Consider the following 17,625-nt stretch of genomic DNA (forward strand, 5'->3'; position numbering starts at 1 on the left):
GAAATTTAACCTATACTTTTAATGGGTTTAAAATGTTGGATTGCTAAATGGACTACTCTGATAACCGCCGTGATTTTCTTAAGACATTAGGTGTTGGTGCTGTGGCTTCAACACTTGCTTTCAAGGCTCCTTATGTGTTCGCGAAGAACACGCCTACAATTAGGGTAATGGGCACCCACGTAACTCTACAAGAAGAGCTCAGGCAAAAAGCGATGCTTGAGCTGGGTATTAATATTGAATTTACCCCCATGGGCAGTGCTGCGGTGCTGCAAAAAGCAGCGTCAGATCCAAGTAGTTTCGATTTATATGAGCAATGGTCAGATTCAATAAATATTCTCTGGCAAGCAGGTGCAATTCAGCCTATCGAAACAGAACGGCTTACCTATTGGCAGGAAATTAATCCACTTTCTAAAACGGGAAAAATTGTACCTGATGCTAAATTAGGCGCTGGTGACTCACCCAACAAACTTCTATACGTACAAGCAGATGGTTCGCTTGCGACTACACCAAGCAATGCAATAAGTTTTATGCCTTATGTACACAATGTTGACTCGTTTGGCTACAACACACAATTTATAAAACAGGGTACTCCTTACGAAACAGAGTCTTGGTCTTGGTTACTCGATGAAAAGAATAAAGGTAAGGTCGCCCTTGTTAATGCGCCAACAATCGGTATTTTTGATGCTGCACTGGCTGCCGAAGCGCAGGGGCTGATGACATTTAAAGATATGGGCAATATGAGTATTAGCGAAATTGACCAGCTGTTTGCAATTTTATTGCAAAAGAAAAGGCAGGGTCACTTCGCTGGCTTTTGGACTTCGGTACCGCAATCCGTCGATTTTATGAAAATGAAGCGCGTCACGATTCAAAGCATGTTTTCGCCCGGTGTCAGCGCTTGCAAAGGGCAAGGTATACCCGTTGTGTATGCCTCTCCAAAAGAAGGCTATCGTGCTTGGCATGGGGTAATGTGCTTATCTGCAAATGCACAGGGGCATGTTAAAGATGCTGCCTATGAATACATGAATTGGTGGCTTTCTGGCTATCCAGGCGCGTTTATAGCAAGACAAGGCTATTACATCTCAAACCCAGAGCGGAGTCAGCCTCTTATGTCAAAAGCTGAATGGCAATATTGGTATGAAGGGCAAGAAGCATCCATCGATTTACGCGGAACAGACGGAAAAATATCTGTGCAAGCGGGTCAAGTCCGCGATGGAGGCAGCTATATCAAGCGCTTTTCAAATATAGCGGTATGGAATACGGTGATGCCTAACTATGATTACAGTTTAGATAAATGGTATGAGTTATTGAACTCATAAGGAATTACTTTGCTAACAATTGTTTCTAGGTCTTTGGCGGCCAAGGTGTTATTAGCATTGACGCTTGTATTACTTGCAATGGGGGCGAGCTACTTTGTCTTGAACAAGCGATTGCAAAGAATTGAAGCATCCTTTAACGATATAAGCCGTATCAGTAATTATGCTGTGGCTATTCTTCGAATAAATAAAGATATCGTTGAAATGCAGCGGGATATCTCTGTTTATGGATTCTCAGGTAGTAAAACGGTATTTAGTAAAATCATAGAGAACTTTGAAAGTATAAAAACACGCTTAGAAAGTGTTGATTTGAAAAGTGATGAACTTGAAAGCCAAGTGTATTTAAATTCAATGACACAACTGATTTCACGGTACGGTGAAAATTTAGATGTGCTTGCCAAGCGTTATGAAATCAAAACAGAACTTACTGACGTTGAGTTACCGCAAATCTATTTAGCTGCCATCAATGAATTAAATGGCCTTAAATTAACGGCGACTAACACTGAAGAAATACTGGTTATCACCGAGCATCTCAATGTATGGCATGAATTGCATCGTGATGCTTCCTTGTTTCTTGCCAAAAAGGATTATTCTAAAAGAGCTGCGGTTAATAAGGCACTAGCTATCTTATCAAATAAAACGTCAACCAATACAGAATTAAGCAAAAACCGTGACTATGCAAAAACATATCAGCAGGCTTTTTCGAAAGGCGTGCAGGCTAACCGAAACTATTTAAGTTTGGTTAATGTTGTTATGGCTGGCGATGCCATTGAGTTCAGTACCCTTGCCGATAAACTCAGGGAGCAATCTTTAGCAAAATTACAAAAGATTAAAAGGGAAGCGCAAGAAACAGTCATAAAAACAGATCAAACTCTGCGTTTTCTTGCTGTTGGCGTGGTTATTTATATTATCGCGCTTGCCATCTTTTTCCACCTGCATATATCGCGTGCAATCACACGTTTAACTGCAAGTTTTCAATACTTCTTAGCTGGTGATTTATCAGCACCCATTTATGATTTAAAGCGCAACGATGAAATTGGTGTGCTTGCAACTGCAGCAGATAGATTTCGGGTGTTAAGCCAAGATCTTACCCAAGCGAAGAAAACGGCAGAACACACCACCAAAGTTAAGTCAGAATTTCTGGCAAACATGAGTCATGAAATTCGCACTCCAATGAATGGCATTTTAGGAATGGCAAGGCAGCTTGGGCGTACCAAGCTGACACATGAACAAATGAAGATGCTTAATATTATTCAATCTTCAGGGACTGGACTATTGGTCATTATTAATGACATTTTAGATATCAGTAAAATTGAAGCATCTAAAATTGAACTTGCACCAATACCAATTCACTTAAATTCATTGTTAGATGAGCTAAAGCATCTATTTGCAGAGCAAGCAAAAAGCAAGCATATCAAATTACATATTTCTGTTGCAGATGAACTGCTGCATTGTATTTTTCTTGCTGATGAAACACGCTTAAAACAAGTGCTTATCAACCTGTTAGGGAATGCAATAAAGTTCACTGAAAAAGGCAGTGTGACGCTCAACGTAAAAATTAACGAGCTTGGTAGCGATAATCTGAGCATCAAATTTAGCGTGATTGATACAGGAATAGGTATCGCAAAAGAAAATCTCGGTAAGCTATTTGAAGCGTTTTCTCAAGCAGATACCTCAATTACACGGCGCTTCGGTGGCACAGGACTTGGCCTTGCTATCTCAAGTAAATTACTAAATTTAATGGATGCTCCTTTGCAAGTTAAGAGTGAGGTTGGGCAGGGGTCTCGTTTTTATTTTGAACTAAAAACTACACAGGTTATTGAGCAATCTGAGTTTGAAGTCGTAAATAAGCAAGAAACCGAAGAGAAACAACTAGACTTTTCATCACTAAATGTACTGGTCGTCGAAGACAATGACATTAATCAGGTTGTTATCGAAGCGATGTTAAATGAGTTTGGTATAAGCTCAATAAAAATAGCAGGGGATGGTGAGCAGGCCGTTGCGCTATGTAAGGAACATAGTGAGGAAAACAACCTGCAAAATAACTTTGATATTATTTTTATGGATATGCAGATGCCGGTACTTGATGGCCCACAAGCAACAATATGCATAAGAAAAATGCCAGCATATAAAGATACCCCTATTATTGCCTTAACCGCCAATGTACTTGAAGCGGATAAACGGCGATGTTTTGCAGCAGGAATGAATGATTTTGTTGCTAAGCCGATTGATTACCAATGCGTGAAAACGGCTTTGCTAAAGTGGTGTGAAAATGAATGCCATAAGTGAGAGGTATGCTAGCAATTCTCAATAATACTTAATCGTTTTGAGAGATAAAACCTGTCGCTATTTAAGCTAAAACTTCTGATTTAGAATAATAAAATTCAATTCATGAATCGCTTAAGCAAAAAAAAGAGCTACCTCTTTCGTGTTCAACACACGTAGAGGTAGCCCTTTTGTTAGCTAATGAATTAGGTTTAAGGAATTAAACCAGCTTAGCTAGAATGTCATTAAATGTTGAGCTTGGGCGCATTGCTTTAAATGCTAACTCATCATTTGGCTGGTAATAACCACCAACGCTCATAGCTGGACCTTGTGCATCGTTTAATTCAGTAACGATTTGGTCTTTTTGAGACTCAAGATCAGCTGCGATTTGTGTGAATTGTGCTTTTAATTCCGCATCATCATTTTGTGCAGCCAGTTCTTGTGCCCAGAATAATGAAAGGAAGAAGTGTGAACCACGGTTATCAATCTCTTTCACTTTACGTGAAGGTGATTTGTTTTCAGCTAGGAAAGTACCTGTTGCTTTATCAAGTGTATCAGCAAGTACTTGTGCTTTCTTATTACCAGTATTAACCGCTAGGTGCTCTAAAGAAGCCGCTAGTGCTAAGAATTCACCTAATGAATCCCAACGTAAGTGGTTTTCTTTTTCGAATTGTTGAACGTGTTTAGGCGCTGAACCACCTGCACCAGTTTCGAATAAACCACCACCATTCATAAGTGGTACGATTGAAAGCATTTTCGCACTTGTACCAAGCTCAAGGATTGGGAATAAGTCAGTTAGGTAGTCACGTAAAACGTTACCCGTTACTGAAATTGTGTCTTTACCTTCTTTGATGCGCTCTAAAGAGAATTTAGTTGCTTCAATTGGTGCTAAGATGTGGATCTCAAGACCGTCAGTATCATGTTGTGGTAAATACGCGTTTACTTTTTTGATTAACTCGGCATCGTGTGCACGGTTTTCGTCTAACCAGAAAACTGCTGGCGTGCCAGTTGCGCGAGCGCGGTTAACAGCAAGTTTAACCCAATCTTGAATTGGTGCGTCTTTCACCTGACACATACGCCAGATATCACCTTGCTCAACAGCATGCTCAAGTAAAGTTGTACCAGCGGTGTCTACTACACGGATAGTACCCGCAGCGGCTACTTCAAACGTTTTGTCGTGTGAACCGTACTCTTCAGCTTTTTGTGCCATAAGACCAACGTTAGGTACGCTACCCATAGTTGTTGGATCGAATGCACCGTTTTCTTTACAGAAATCGATAGTTGCTTGGTAAACGCCTGAGTAACAACGATCTGGAATTACAAAGCTCGTGTCTTGTAATTTACCTTCGCTATTCCACATTTGACCGCTAGAACGGATTGCAGCAGGCATTGATGCATCAATAATCACATCGCTTGGTACGTGAAGGTTGGTGATACCACGGTCAGAATCAACCATTGCGATAGCAGGGTTGTTGTCATATACCGCTTGAATATCAGCTTCAATTTCAGCTTTTTTAGCTGCATCTAGGCTTTCAATTTTTGCAAATACATCACCAAAGCCGTTGTTTACATCAACATCTAGTTCTTTGAAAAGATCAGCGTGTTTCGTGAATACGTCTTTGAAGAATACTTTTACAGCGTGACCGAAGATGATTGGATCTGACACTTTCATCATGGTTGCTTTCATATGTAATGAGAACAACACACCTTTGTCTTTCGCTGCTTGAATTTCTTGAGCAAGGAAAGCTTGCAGCTTAGCAGCACTCATGCGCGAAGCGTCAATTACTTCACCCGCTAGTAATGGTGTACTTGCTTTAAGAACAGTGATATCACCGTTTTCAGCAACATGCTCGATACGTACGTCAGTTGCTTCTGCAACCGTTACTGATTGCTCAGAACCGAAGAAGTCACCGTCTTCCATGCTTGCAACGTAAGACTGAGAATCTTTGCTCCATGCACCCATTGAGTGTGGATTGTTACGTGCATATTCTTTTACTGAACCAGGAGCACGGCGGTCTGAGTTACCTTCACGAAGTACAGGGTTTACTGCAGAACCTTTGATTTTGTCGTAAGTTGCTTTAACTTTCTTTTCTTCATCAGTTTTTGGCTCTGATGGGTAATCAGGTAATGCGTAACCTTTTTCTTGTAACTCTTTAATTACCGCACGTAACTGAGGAATAGAAGCACTGATGTTAGGTAATTTGATAATGTTAGCTTCAGGTGTCTTAGCCATATCACCTAATTCAGCAAGTGCGTCATCAATACGTTGATCTTCAGTTAGGTACTCAGGGAAGTTCGCAATTACACGGCCCGCTAATGAAATGTCGCGAGTTTCAACTTCAACACCCGCCGCGTTGGTGTACGCTTGGATGATTGGTAACAATGAATACGTCGCTAGAGCTGGCGCTTCATCTGTTTTAGTATAGATAATTTTTGATGTCATCATCATTCCTAGATAGTTGGCGTAATGTTTGGTAATGACTGCTAACAGTAACCCTTAATTAGCCATATTCAACAATGCAATAGATAGCTTTGAATTACCAAGTTTAAGCTCCTTGATAAAACAACAGCAAGCAGTCTGTTAGCTGTTGCAACTCAATACGTCGTATTAAAATAACCACAGCTGACAGACTGTAAAATTCTTATAGCTCATTTGAGCTAATTATGAAATTAGCCAAAAGCCGTACGTCAAAAAATGACGAAAAAGCTAAATTTGAGCAACAAGAGTGTAACAAGCTTGGCTCTAAAGGGCTAATAACAATTAAACAATTGGGGTAAAGAAATGGAATTTCAAGAGAATAATAAGGATATATTTAGTGAGGTAAGAGTAAGCGAGGAACTTAACAAGGTCGCTCGCTTGATACTCGAATAGGTTTTACCTAAGAGATTTCATCGTTAGGCGCAATATTCGTTGCGTGTAACCCTTTTGGACCTTGTTGCAATTCGAATGTTACATCTTGACCAGCTTTAAGTGTTTTATAACCGTCCATTACAATCGTTGAGTAATGAGCGAAGATATCAGTCTCGCTGCCGTCTTCTACGATGAAGCCAAAACCTTTGGCATTGTTGAACCATTTGACTTTTCCACAAGCCATACTTCTACATCCTTCTATAAGTTGACTAATTTAGTTATTCTAAACCGTGTAATTTGCTAGACTGACTAATGATTAATCAATCTATATTTGACTGTAGTTTATTTAGCCAGTCAGTCAAGTGTTTTAGACTATTTTTTAACAATTTATTTATTTTTTTATTCAAGTTTGCTTGAGTTCTAAAGACAAGACTATATTTAATTATGAGTGGCATGAAAGATTCTGGTGTTATTGAAACGGTTCGCGATAGTGAAAAGCAAAAATTGCAACCACCGCGAAAATATAAAGTCATTTTGAATAATGATGATTACACGCCTATGGACTTTGTGATAGAAGTACTAATGACGTTTTTTAATATGGATAGCGATAGAGCAACAGATGTGATGCTTCAAGTTCATCATAATGGTAAAGCGATATGCGGTGTTTACAGCGCTGATGTAGCACATACCAAAGCTGAACAAGTTAATCGTTACGCGCGAGACAACGAGCATCCACTGCTATGTAGTTGTGAGCAGGAATAAATACCAAGGTAGGGTGAACCAATTAGCCCGTCACAACGGTATATAAATATTATCTCAGTAAGGGGTTGCCAATGCTAAACAAAGACTTAGAACTAACCTTGAATGCGGCGTTTCGCGAAGCGAGAACACGTCGTCATGAATTTATGACTGTCGAGCATCTTTTACTTGCACTGCTCGATAACCCTTCTGCTGGAGAAGCGCTAAACGCCTGTGGCGTAGATATGAGCGCATTAAAAGTCGAATTATCAGATTTTATTGATGAAACAACGCCTGTTATTCCAGATCTTGAGGAAGACAGAGAAACTCAGCCAACGTTAGGCTTTCAGCGTGTTCTACAGCGCGCAGTATTTCACGTGCAGTCATCGGGCAAAAACGAAGTAACAGGCGTAAATGTACTGGTTGCTATTTTTTCTGAGCAAGAAAGCCAAGCTGTTTATTTACTTAAAAAATCAGACGTTAATCGTTTAGATATTGTTAACTTTATTTCACATGGTATCTCAAAAGCAGATGATGACATCGGCGGTGAGGACCACGATGACATACATGAAGAAGTGCAAGAAGTACAAGGCGAAGAGCCAACTAAACTTGAAAACTTTACGACTAACCTGAATCAGCAAGCTATCGATGGCAATATCGACCCATTGGTAGGCCGTGATAACGAAGTTGAGCGCACTGTACAAGTGTTATGTCGCCGTAAGAAAAACAACCCGCTCTTAGTGGGTGAAGCAGGGGTGGGTAAAACCGCGATTGCAGAAGGCCTTGCTTATCGTATCGTAAACAAAGAAGTACCTGAAGTGATTGCTGATGCCGTGGTTTATTCACTCGACATGGGCGCATTATTGGCGGGTACTAAATACCGTGGTGATTTTGAAAAACGTTTCAAATCGCTACTTAAAGAGTTACAAGCTAAACCAGGTTCAATTTTATTTATTGATGAAATTCATACCATCATAGGTGCCGGTGCGGCATCCGGTGGCGTAATGGATGCTTCGAACCTAATTAAACCATTACTTTCAAGTGGTAAGCTACGTTGCATGGGCTCAACAACATACAATGAGTTTAAGAATATCTTTGAAAAAGACCGTGCGTTAGTACGTCGTTTCCAAAAAATCGATGTACTTGAGCCGAGTGTGGCTGATACCACGAAAATTCTTAACGGCTTAAAAGAGCGTTATGAAGAGCACCATGGTATTCGTTACACTCAAAAAGCATTAAAGGCTGCTGCTGAGCTTAGTGCTAAATATATCAATGAACGCCATTTACCGGACAAGGCAATTGATGTCATCGATGAAGCTGGGGCGAATCAACGTTTACAGCCAGCATCGAAACGTAAGAAAACCATTGGTGTGGCTGATATTGAGTTGATCGTCTCTAAAATGGCGCGTATTCCTCAGCAAAGTGTTTCATCAAGCGATAAAGAAACATTGAAGAATCTTGATCGCAACTTGAAGATGCTGGTGTTTGGACAAGATCAATCGATTGATGCACTGACTTCGGCAATTCGTTTATCGCGCTCAGGCCTTGCTAACGAAGACAAGCCAGTAGGTTCATTCTTATTTGCGGGCCCAACAGGGGTTGGTAAAACAGAGGTGACTAAGCAACTTGCTAAGTGTATGGGTGTTGAGTTTATTCGTTTTGATATGTCTGAGTATGTTGAACGCCATGCGGTGAGTCGTTTAATTGGTGCACCTCCAGGTTATGTTGGTTTTGAACAAGGTGGCTTACTAACTGAAGCGGTAATTAAGAATCCGCATGCGGTTGTACTACTAGACGAAATCGAAAAAGCGCATTCAGATATTTATAACATCCTATTGCAAGTAATGGATCACGGTACACTGACTGATAATAATGGCCGGAAAGCTGATTTCAGAAACGTGGTATTAGTGATGACGACAAATGCGGGTGTACAAGAAACGGTTCGTAAGTCGATTGGATTTACAGAGCAAGACCATTCACACGATGCGATGAGTGAAATCAATAAAGTGTTTTCACCAGAGTTTAGAAACCGCTTAGATAACATCATTTGGTTTAACCACCTTGAGAAAGAAGTTATCTTGCAAGTGGTTGATAAATTCATTGTTGAATTACAAGCTCAACTTGATAAGAAATCAGTTAACTTTGAGCTTACTTCTAAAGCAAGAGAGTGGTTGGCAGATAAAGGCTATGATAAAGCAATGGGTGCACGTCCGATGGCACGTGTTATTCAAGAGGAGCTTAAAAAGCCACTAGCAAACGCAATCTTGTTTGGTGAACTCGCTGATGGCGGTTCGGTTAAAGTATCTGTGAAAGATAAGAAAATTCACTTTGATTTTGAGACTAGCTTAGAAACGGCTTAAGCTGTTTTTACTGAAAACAAAAAGCCCAGCAATTGCTGGGCTTTTTGTTTATTAAATGGAATTAAAACTAAGTTAGTTTGAACATCATTTAACAAACGCTTTTAGCTCTTTGTAATAAACACATCTGCTCATTCAAAGCAGCAAAAAGCTAAATCTCTCGTTAACGCACTAACTTAGCGAGCACGGAATACGATGCGACCTTTCGATAAATCGTAAGGAGTCATTTCTACGGTTACTTTGTCGCCAGTTAAGATGCGGATGTAGTTTTTGCGCATTTTACCAGAGATATGAGCCACAACTACGTGACCATTTTCTAGCTCAACTCGGAACATTGTATTTGGTAAAGTATCAAGGACCGTACCTTGCATTTCGATTACGTCTTCTTTCGCCATGTTTAGCGTAACACCTCTTTAATAGTTAAACGCTGCAGATTTTGCCGAAAATACAGCAATAAGTAAAGCTACAGGGCTTAATTTTGTAAATTAAATCGCCAACCACTCATCGCCAATATGCTTTTGTGCAGGCAAAAATTGGGTTTTATATTTCATTTTGTTGCATTCGTCGATTTGATATCCCAAATAGACAAATTGTTTTGCTTGTTGTTTAGCAAACTGAATTTGCTCCATGATCATGATGCTCCCAATACTGTAGTGTTCATAATCTGGGTCAAAAAATGTGTAAATCGCTGAGATAGCGTTATGCATGCAATCGGTTACTGCAACGGCGACTAACTTATCGTCATCTCGTAACTCAATAAATGTGACAGGTAACCACTGGCAAAACAAAAAACTTTCGTATTGGCTCTGATCAGGTGGGACATGGAGCCATCTTGATGCCTTTGGGTGATATATTTGCAGTATAACGGGTAGTATTCTGCGCGCTCGTATTCACTATAACTAACGGTGAAAACTTTTTTTGCTTTATTTAATTTGCGCTTTTGCGATTTAGAAGGAGTAAATTGTTGGGCTAATACGCGCACTGAATTACACGCATTACAAATAGGGCAATGAGGACGATAGATTTGGTCGCCACTGCGTCTAAAACCCAGCGCTAATAATTGCTCAAATTTATCAGGGCAATAGCAACTTGGATCGAGTATAACAAGTAGCTGTTCCTGACGATCGGGTAAGTAACTGCAATCAAATTGCTGGCTTAAACCAAGCCTAGCGGGTAAGTGCTCAGTCATAAATATTAATCAACTCTTGCGGTTGCCACATGTCTTTTTTAGGCACAAAACTGTGCGCTAACTTAAGTCTAGTTAAAAATTCTCCGCGTGGGATAACTTTTGCACCTAAAGTGATTAAATATGGGTTTTCTAGTTGGCAATCAATAAAATACGCTTGATGTTTCTTTAGCCAATTGACTAACGCCCACATCGCCAGTTTTGAGCCGTTACTAATATTATGAAACATTGACTCACCACAAAATATACCGTTTTGCATGATGCCATACAGACCTGCAACGAGTTCATCTTCGTGCCATATTTCAAGGCTGTGTGCGACACCTTGATGGTGTGCTTCGATGTAGGCATGCATCATTTGCTCTGTGATCCACGTCCCTTCAGCATCAATACGTTGTTCACGACACGCATTGATAACGTGGGCAAATGCGTGATTTATGGTGACACGTACAGGAAAACGCTTTAAATACTTTTTTAAACTGCGGCTGACATGAAATTCATCGAGTTCAATAATACCGCGCATACTCGGTGACCACCACATGATGGGCTCATAATCACTAAACCAAGGAAAAACGCCGGTTTGGTAGGCATTTTTAATTCGTTCTACTGATAAATCTCCGCCAATTGCCAACAGGCCATCGGGCTCATCAAGGGCGAGTTCTGGGTCTGGAAAATCAACACTCTCGGGCGAGAGTTGGTAAAGTTGCTTGATCATATCAGCGGTATCATTGTTATTTACTCTGATTTTAACAAAATTTTAGCTATAAAAAAGGGGCTGTTTTGCAACAGCCCCTAGTATTTAGTGCTTTAGATCAACTAACTATAGGTTATCTAAGAAACGTTCTGCATCAAGTGCAGCCATACAACCCGTACCCGCAGAAGTAATTGCTTGACGGTAGATGTGATCACACACATCACCTGCAGCAAACACCCCAGGTACACTTGTTTGTGTTGCGTTACCGTTTAAGCCAGACTCAACAACTAAATAGCCATCTTTCATTTCAAGCTGGCCTTCAAACATATCAGTGTTAGGCTTATGGCCGATTGCAATGAACACACCGGCAAGATCTAGGTTTTCTGTCTCTTCAGTATCAGTTGCTTTGATACGGATGCCTGTTACACCCATTTCGTCACCAAGCACTTCATCCAAAGTACGGTTGTAATGAAGAACAACATTACCGTTTGTCGCTTTTTCGTTTAAACGATCAGCTAAGATTTTTTCACTACGGAAGCTATCACGACGGTGGATAACATGCACTTCATCTGCAATGTTTGATAAATAAAGAGCCTCTTCAACAGCAGTGTTACCACCACCTACAACGGCTACTTTTTGACCGCGGTAGAAGAAACCATCACAGGTAGCACAAGCAGAAACACCACGACCTTGGAAGTTAGTCTCTGATTCTAAACCTAAGTATTTAGCTGACGCGCCGGTTGCGATAATTAATGCATCACATGTATACGTGCCAGAGTCACCTGTTAAAGTGAAAGGGCGTTTTGTTACATCAACTTTATTAATGTGGTCAAAAACGATTTCTGTTTCGAAACGCTCAGCGTGTTCTTTCATACGCTCCATTAACGCAGGGCCAGTTAAACCATGCGCATCGCCTGGCCAGTTTTCAACTTCAGTGGTTGTCGTTAATTGACCACCTTGTTGAATACCAGTAATAAGAACCGGGTTAAGGTTGGCACGTGCTGCGTATACCGCCGCTGTGTACCCCGCAGGGCCAGAACCTAAGATTAATAGTTTACAGTGTTTTGCGTCACTCATGGTTTTTCCTAAAAACGTTTCAATACGATGTCTATGCGCCCGATTCTAAGAAAAACAAGGCGGATGTAAACAAAAGCGCTGATTATTTTTTTAGTCAAATCGCTAAGCTGTCAAATAATCCTTACTGATTATAATTTAAATGCTTCTTTTTGCTTATAAAGTGAGCTGTTCGTGAATTGTTATGTGATCTAAGTACGGTAATTCATGACCAAGCAATAATTTTTTGATATGTTTTAGCTAATTTTGATATTAGCTCGCGGTATGAGCTAACTAAACGAACAGGCAATTATGGTATTTTGGCAGGAAAAGCCCGCTTTTGGGCTGACTACAGAAGACGTTCAAGTCTTAACAAATGCAAAAGAGTATCGCACTGAACTATTGCGTCTAATTGGTTCAGCAAAAAATAGAATTTATATTACCGCTTTGTATTTACAAGATGATGAAGCTGGCCGTGAAATTTTAACTGCATTACATCAAGCCTCGCTTGCTAACCCTGAGTTAGAAGTTAAAGTGCTGGTCGATTTCCACCGTGCTCAACGAGGTTTGATTGGCGCAGCAAAATCTGATGGCAATGCCAGCATGTATTGTGATTTTCAAGAGCAGTATCAATCAAATGTGAAAGTACATGGTGTTCCTGTTAAAGCGAAAGAGCTTTTCGGGGTACTGCATCTAAAAGGCTTTGTGATTGATGATACATTATTATACAGCGGCGCGAGTTTAAATAATGTATATCTGCAGCAAGATGACCGTTATCGCTTAGACCGTTATTTTTTAGTTCATCAAGCAGGCTTATGTAACTCGGTTATCGATTTTATCGAAACCCATCTTTTAAGTTCAGCGGCGGTCCCACGGATTGATACGCGACCACTTATTAAATTTAATGATATTAAAGTCGCCCAAAAACAATTGATGCGTGAATTAAAATCGGCAAGTTATGAAAGTGCTGCAGAAGCGAGTGCTGGTGAGCTGGGTGTGCGCTTATTCTTAGGTTTAGGTCGCCGAAGTAATAAACTGAATCGTTTAATCAAATCGTTATTTGATACCACAGAGCAAGAACTTGTTCTTTATACCCCTTACTTTAACTTTCCAGCGCCTTTAATGCGCTCATTACGTCGTTTATTAAAACAGGGTAAGCAAGTAACTATTGTGGTAGGGGATAAAACAGCAAACGATTTTTATCTGCCGCCAAGTGAACCATTTAGTAAGATTGGTGCATTACCTTATTTATACGAAACGATTTTGTATAAATTTTTAAAGTCACAGAAACGCCATATCAATAATGGTAATTTGAATGTTTATCTTTGGAAGCATGAAAGTAATTCTTTTCACTTAAAAGGGATCTGCGCTGATAAACGTTTGCATTTATTAAGTGGCCATAATTTAAATCCGCGTGCATGGGGCTTAGATATTGAAAACGGTATTTTAATTGACGACCCTAAGCAGCACATTCTTGAGCAAATTGAACAAGAGAAGCAGGCTATTTTACAGCATTGTCGTCGCTTAACTGGTCCACAAGACTTAGAAACGATGGATGATTATCCTGCACCGGTTAAAAAGCTGTTGGGGCAGGCCAAACGTGTAAAAGTTGATTTTATTATCAAACGTTTTATTTAATCGAAAATTAAAAAAGCAGCGAAAGCTGCTTTTTTTGTATTTAGATGTTAGCTATCTACTTTACTTCTGTTGAGCATCTAAAGACTGACCGTTCACTTCTTTAGAGTCGTCGCTCATCAAGTATAAATAAGTCGGCATTAAATCTTCAGGTGTTGCTAACTTATCTCTATCTTCACCAGGGTATGCTGATGCACGCATCGATGTGCGAGTAGCACCTGGGTTAATACAGTTTACGCGAATATTAGTTTTACCCACTTCACAAGCCCAAGTTTGCATCATGCCTTCAACAGCAAATTTTGAGATTGCATATGCACCCCAGTGTTCGCGGCCTTTGCGACCAACACCTGATGAAGTAAAAATAACAGATGCACTATCTGATTTACGAAGCAGTGGAAACATGAATTTAGTGATCATAGCTTGTGCGGTTACATTCACTTTCATGATGTTTTCAAATGTTGATACACAGAAGTGCTCAAGCGGACCTAATGAACCTAAGATACCTGCGTTATTAAGTAATCCATCTAACTTACCAAACTGCATTTCGATGGTTGCAGCTAGATCACGGTAGTTTTGTTTAGTGGCACCTTTTAAATCCATCGGCACTATGGCCGGTTGTGGGTAGCCCGCGTTTACGATTTCGTCATAAACACATTCAAGTTTATTGGTTGTTTTTCCTAATAAAATAACAGTGGCACCATGCTTTGCATAAGTTAATGCGGCAACACGACCAATGCCGTCACCAGCACCTGTTATTAAAATTACTTTGTCTTTTAGCGCATTCTCTGCGGCTGTATAAGTATGCATAAACGTACCATCGATTAGATTTTTCATCATTTTACCATAGCAAAAAGCCAAGTTATCGAATTTATTGCAAATTAAGGTGGCGAAAATTGAAACTTTACGTTAACTTTAACTGGTCTAATGTCTTATTAATAATCTAATTACATTAAATTAACTTAGAATAAAGGTAGTAGAATAACTACTTTTAACCCTGAACACACAATAACAATAAGATTTGCGCGGAGCGAAATTATGAAAAAACTGCTACTCTCACTAGCCATTGCGTCAGCCATTACTGGCTGTGGTGGAGGAGAAACATTAGAAGATGTTAAAAATGATAATCCTCCTGTTCTCCCAACCGCGACAGTAAAATTTGACCCAGCGAACAGTGTAATCTCAGTACCGAATGATTTACTGATGAGTGGTACCCTTGATGGTACTTTAAACATACCGGGTGAATTAGACGACAACAATGTCAGCGTTGAACGCGCAGCCTATGCCGATCCACAACTAGCACTGGGCGCGCTTGATGGCTGGTCAACACAAACTCCGTTTAAAATCGATTTAACTTTCCCTGCGGGGATCTCTCTTGATATGACATCTGCTGCTTCACCAGGCGCTGTGCGTATTTTTGAAGTTGTAATGGGTGCAAGCCAAACAGATGAAACTTGCTCGCAAGTCCCAGCAGGTATTGCTTGTAAACTAGTGTCTGAATTAACCTTTGGCGTAGACTTCGTCACTCAAGGTTCTGGTGATGCAGTAGCTGTGATCCCACTTAAACCATTTAAAGCTGGCAGCACTTACATTAATGTTTTGACAACATCATTAATGGACTCAGAAGGTCGTTCAATCGAGCCATCTTCAACATATGCGCTAGTGAGCGAAGAGACTACGCTTATTACTGATTCGCAAAAGTCACTTCAAGCAGTTATCAATAGCTATGAAGATGCAGTGACATCGGGCGGTGCCATCACAAAAGATGAAATTATCTATTCTGCTGCGATGACTATGCAATCTGCAGGTCAAGTGCTTGGCACAGTAAAGCAACTTCTTGCCGCAAGTTTAACGCAAGATGCACTACCAACGCCGATGGTGCAAATTCCTGAGCAACCAGTTATTACAGTTGAGCAAGTATTCGCATCGCAAGGTATTACCGGTGTGTCACCTGTATTTGGTGGTGTGCAATATCAAAAGGGTAGCGTGATGTTACCTATGTATTTAGCCACACCAACCGGCAAAACGGTTGCCGATTTATCTGCAACGTATTGGCAAGGTCTCTGTGACAGTGGTGTAGCTGTATTAGGTTATGCAGCAGCAGCGGGTGATTCATTCCCAACAGACCCTATTAGCGAAACTGATGGCCTTTGTATGGCGTTAAGTGGTGGCAAGTTACGAGATTTAGGCTTAGATCAAACTAAACACCTAACTAAGTACAACACAATTCCAAAAACACAAAGTATCGCTAATGTGCCAGTGCAAATTACTAAACCAATTTTACCTGTGATCAATGCAGTGCGAGCTCAGCTTGGCTTAGACGCATTAAGCATGCCTGAGACAGGCTGGCCTGTTGTTATTCTTCAGCACGGTATTACTTCTAAAAAAGAAGATATGCTAGCAATTACAGCGCAGCTAACAATGCAAGGCTTTGCAACAGCAGCAATCGATCACCCTATGCATGGTGAGCGTGGTGTTGATGTAGACGGCGACGGTACTGACGACTTTAATGCTTCTACAGGTTCTGTATTAAGCTACATGAATTTACAGTCGTTATTAGTAGCGCGTGATAGCTTACGTCAATCAGTTGCAGATTTACTTGGTTTACGCTTAGGTCTTAACTTTACAGGTGCTGCTGATTTAAATGCGCAAGATGTATCATTCTTAGGTCATTCATTAGGCTCGGTAGTTGCTCCAGCATTTGTTGCTGTGACTAATGCACCGCTTGCTGACCAAGTTGATCCAATGTTCAACGTGAAAAGTGTGGCACTTGCCAGTGGTGGCGGTGGTATCGCAAGCTTCTTAATTGAGTCAAATACATTTGGTCCATTTGTACAAGGATCTGTATTACTTGCTGCGGGTATTGATGAGTCAGCTGAGTTTGGTGCCTATACTCAAAATGAAGCATTATCAAACTGTGGTGCGCTTGCTGCTAATCAAACCGCGTTCGTTACATGTGCCTATAAAGAATATATTGGCGCGTTAACGGTTGCGGGTGAAACTGCAAAACTTGCAAATATTCAAAGTGTGATCACTCAGTTTGCTTTTGCTGCGCAAACAGCCCTTGATAGTGGTGATCCATCTAACTATGCATCATCTGTTGCAGCGCTTGGCACGCCAGTGTACATGAGTGTAGTGGTTGGCGATGGTGCTAACAACAATGCTGATATGGTTATTCCACCAACAGTATCAAGCAACCCAATTGCTGGTAGCTTACCTCTTGCTAACCTAATGGGTTTATCAACCGTTGCTGAAACACAAGGCCCGACAGCTGATGCAATGAGCTATGTGGTTAAATTCACTAAAGGCCATCACAGCTCAGTGTTAACACCTGTTGCAACCGCTGATTCTGGTGCGACTGCTGAAGAAAGTGCTGCGGCAACTGCAGAAATGCAATTGCAAATCGCGACGTTCTTAGCAAGCCGTGGTCAATATCTTCAGGTTACCAACCCAGAAGTTGTTACAGAATAATCGAAACCTTACTAATTAAGTAAAACCAATTAAGTAAAAAGCCACTTTATGTGGCTTTTTTTTACTTT

At 40.6% G+C, this 17,625-nt stretch carries 12 protein-coding genes and 1 pseudogene; 6 read left to right on the forward strand and 7 right to left on the reverse strand.

What is annotated here, in order from left to right; genetic code table 11:
• The first annotated feature begins 47 nt into the window (after positions 1-47).
• Positions 48-1,316 carry an ABC transporter substrate-binding protein gene (locus C2M33_RS06295; protein ID WP_105174018.1) on the forward strand — a complete coding sequence of 423 codons (1,269 nt, stop codon included), beginning with the start codon at positions 48-50 and terminating at the stop codon, positions 1,314-1,316.
• Between the two features lie 9 nt (positions 1,317-1,325).
• A complete protein-coding gene (locus tag C2M33_RS06300; protein ID WP_158685566.1) occupies positions 1,326-3,602 on the forward strand; it encodes an ATP-binding protein in 2,277 nt (758 codons plus the stop codon).
• Between the two features lie 196 nt (positions 3,603-3,798).
• Here C2M33_RS06300 and C2M33_RS06305 read toward each other — a convergent pair whose 3' ends face one another.
• Entirely contained in the window at positions 3,799-6,021 is a 2,223-nt protein-coding gene (locus C2M33_RS06305) for an NADP-dependent isocitrate dehydrogenase (protein ID WP_105174020.1), read from the reverse strand.
• Positions 6,022-6,457: 436 nt separating this feature from the next.
• Positions 6,458-6,673 (reverse strand): cold shock domain-containing protein CspD, encoded by a 216-nt coding sequence (gene cspD, locus C2M33_RS06310; protein ID WP_036968098.1) that lies wholly within the window; start codon positions 6,671-6,673, stop codon positions 6,458-6,460.
• 209 nt (positions 6,674-6,882) lie between these two features.
• Here cspD and clpS point away from each other — a divergent pair, with 209 nt between their 5' ends.
• Complete coding sequence (clpS, locus tag C2M33_RS06315; protein WP_161804337.1) at positions 6,883-7,191, forward strand: ATP-dependent Clp protease adapter ClpS; 309 nt, start codon at positions 6,883-6,885, stop codon at positions 7,189-7,191.
• A gap of 71 nt (positions 7,192-7,262) precedes the next feature.
• Entirely contained in the window at positions 7,263-9,527 is a 2,265-nt protein-coding gene (clpA, locus tag C2M33_RS06320; protein WP_063705738.1) for an ATP-dependent Clp protease ATP-binding subunit ClpA, read from the forward strand.
• Between the two features lie 173 nt (positions 9,528-9,700).
• Here the strand turns inward: clpA and infA are convergent, their stop codons facing one another.
• From infA to trxB, 4 genes and pseudogenes are all read right to left on the reverse strand, one after another.
• Positions 9,701-9,919 (reverse strand): translation initiation factor IF-1, encoded by a 219-nt coding sequence (gene infA, locus C2M33_RS06325; RefSeq protein WP_002962494.1) that lies wholly within the window; start codon positions 9,917-9,919, stop codon positions 9,701-9,703.
• A gap of 90 nt (positions 9,920-10,009) precedes the next feature.
• A pseudogene (locus C2M33_RS06330) lies at positions 10,010-10,713 on the reverse strand (arginyltransferase).
• Positions 10,706-11,422 (reverse strand): leucyl/phenylalanyl-tRNA--protein transferase, encoded by a 717-nt coding sequence (gene aat / locus C2M33_RS06335; protein WP_105174021.1) that lies wholly within the window; start codon positions 11,420-11,422, stop codon positions 10,706-10,708. The pseudogene C2M33_RS06330 and the gene aat overlap by 8 nt, the downstream one beginning before the upstream one ends.
• Positions 11,423-11,527: 105 nt before the next feature.
• Positions 11,528-12,478: a thioredoxin-disulfide reductase gene (gene trxB, locus C2M33_RS06340; protein ID WP_105174022.1), complete on the reverse strand. Its 951-nt coding sequence runs from the start codon at positions 12,476-12,478 to the stop codon at positions 11,528-11,530.
• 288 nt (positions 12,479-12,766) lie between these two features.
• Here trxB and pssA point away from each other — a divergent pair, with 288 nt between their 5' ends.
• Complete coding sequence (gene pssA / locus C2M33_RS06345) at positions 12,767-14,092, forward strand: CDP-diacylglycerol--serine O-phosphatidyltransferase (protein WP_105174023.1); 1,326 nt, start codon at positions 12,767-12,769, stop codon at positions 14,090-14,092.
• 60 nt (positions 14,093-14,152) lie between these two features.
• Here the strand turns inward: pssA and C2M33_RS06350 are convergent, their stop codons facing one another.
• Complete coding sequence (locus C2M33_RS06350) at positions 14,153-14,896, reverse strand: YciK family oxidoreductase (RefSeq protein WP_063706185.1); 744 nt, start codon at positions 14,894-14,896, stop codon at positions 14,153-14,155.
• Between the two features lie 228 nt (positions 14,897-15,124).
• Here C2M33_RS06350 and C2M33_RS06355 point away from each other — a divergent pair, with 228 nt between their 5' ends.
• On the forward strand, positions 15,125-17,557 hold the full coding sequence (locus C2M33_RS06355) for a VolA/Pla-1 family phospholipase (protein ID WP_105174024.1): 2,433 nt from the start codon (positions 15,125-15,127) through the stop codon (positions 17,555-17,557).
• The last annotated feature ends 68 nt before the right edge of the window (positions 17,558-17,625 follow it).

The organism is Pseudoalteromonas sp. T1lg122, assembly GCF_002964825.1.
Taxonomy (GTDB): Bacteria; Pseudomonadota; Gammaproteobacteria; order Enterobacterales; family Alteromonadaceae; genus Pseudoalteromonas; species Pseudoalteromonas gelatinilytica.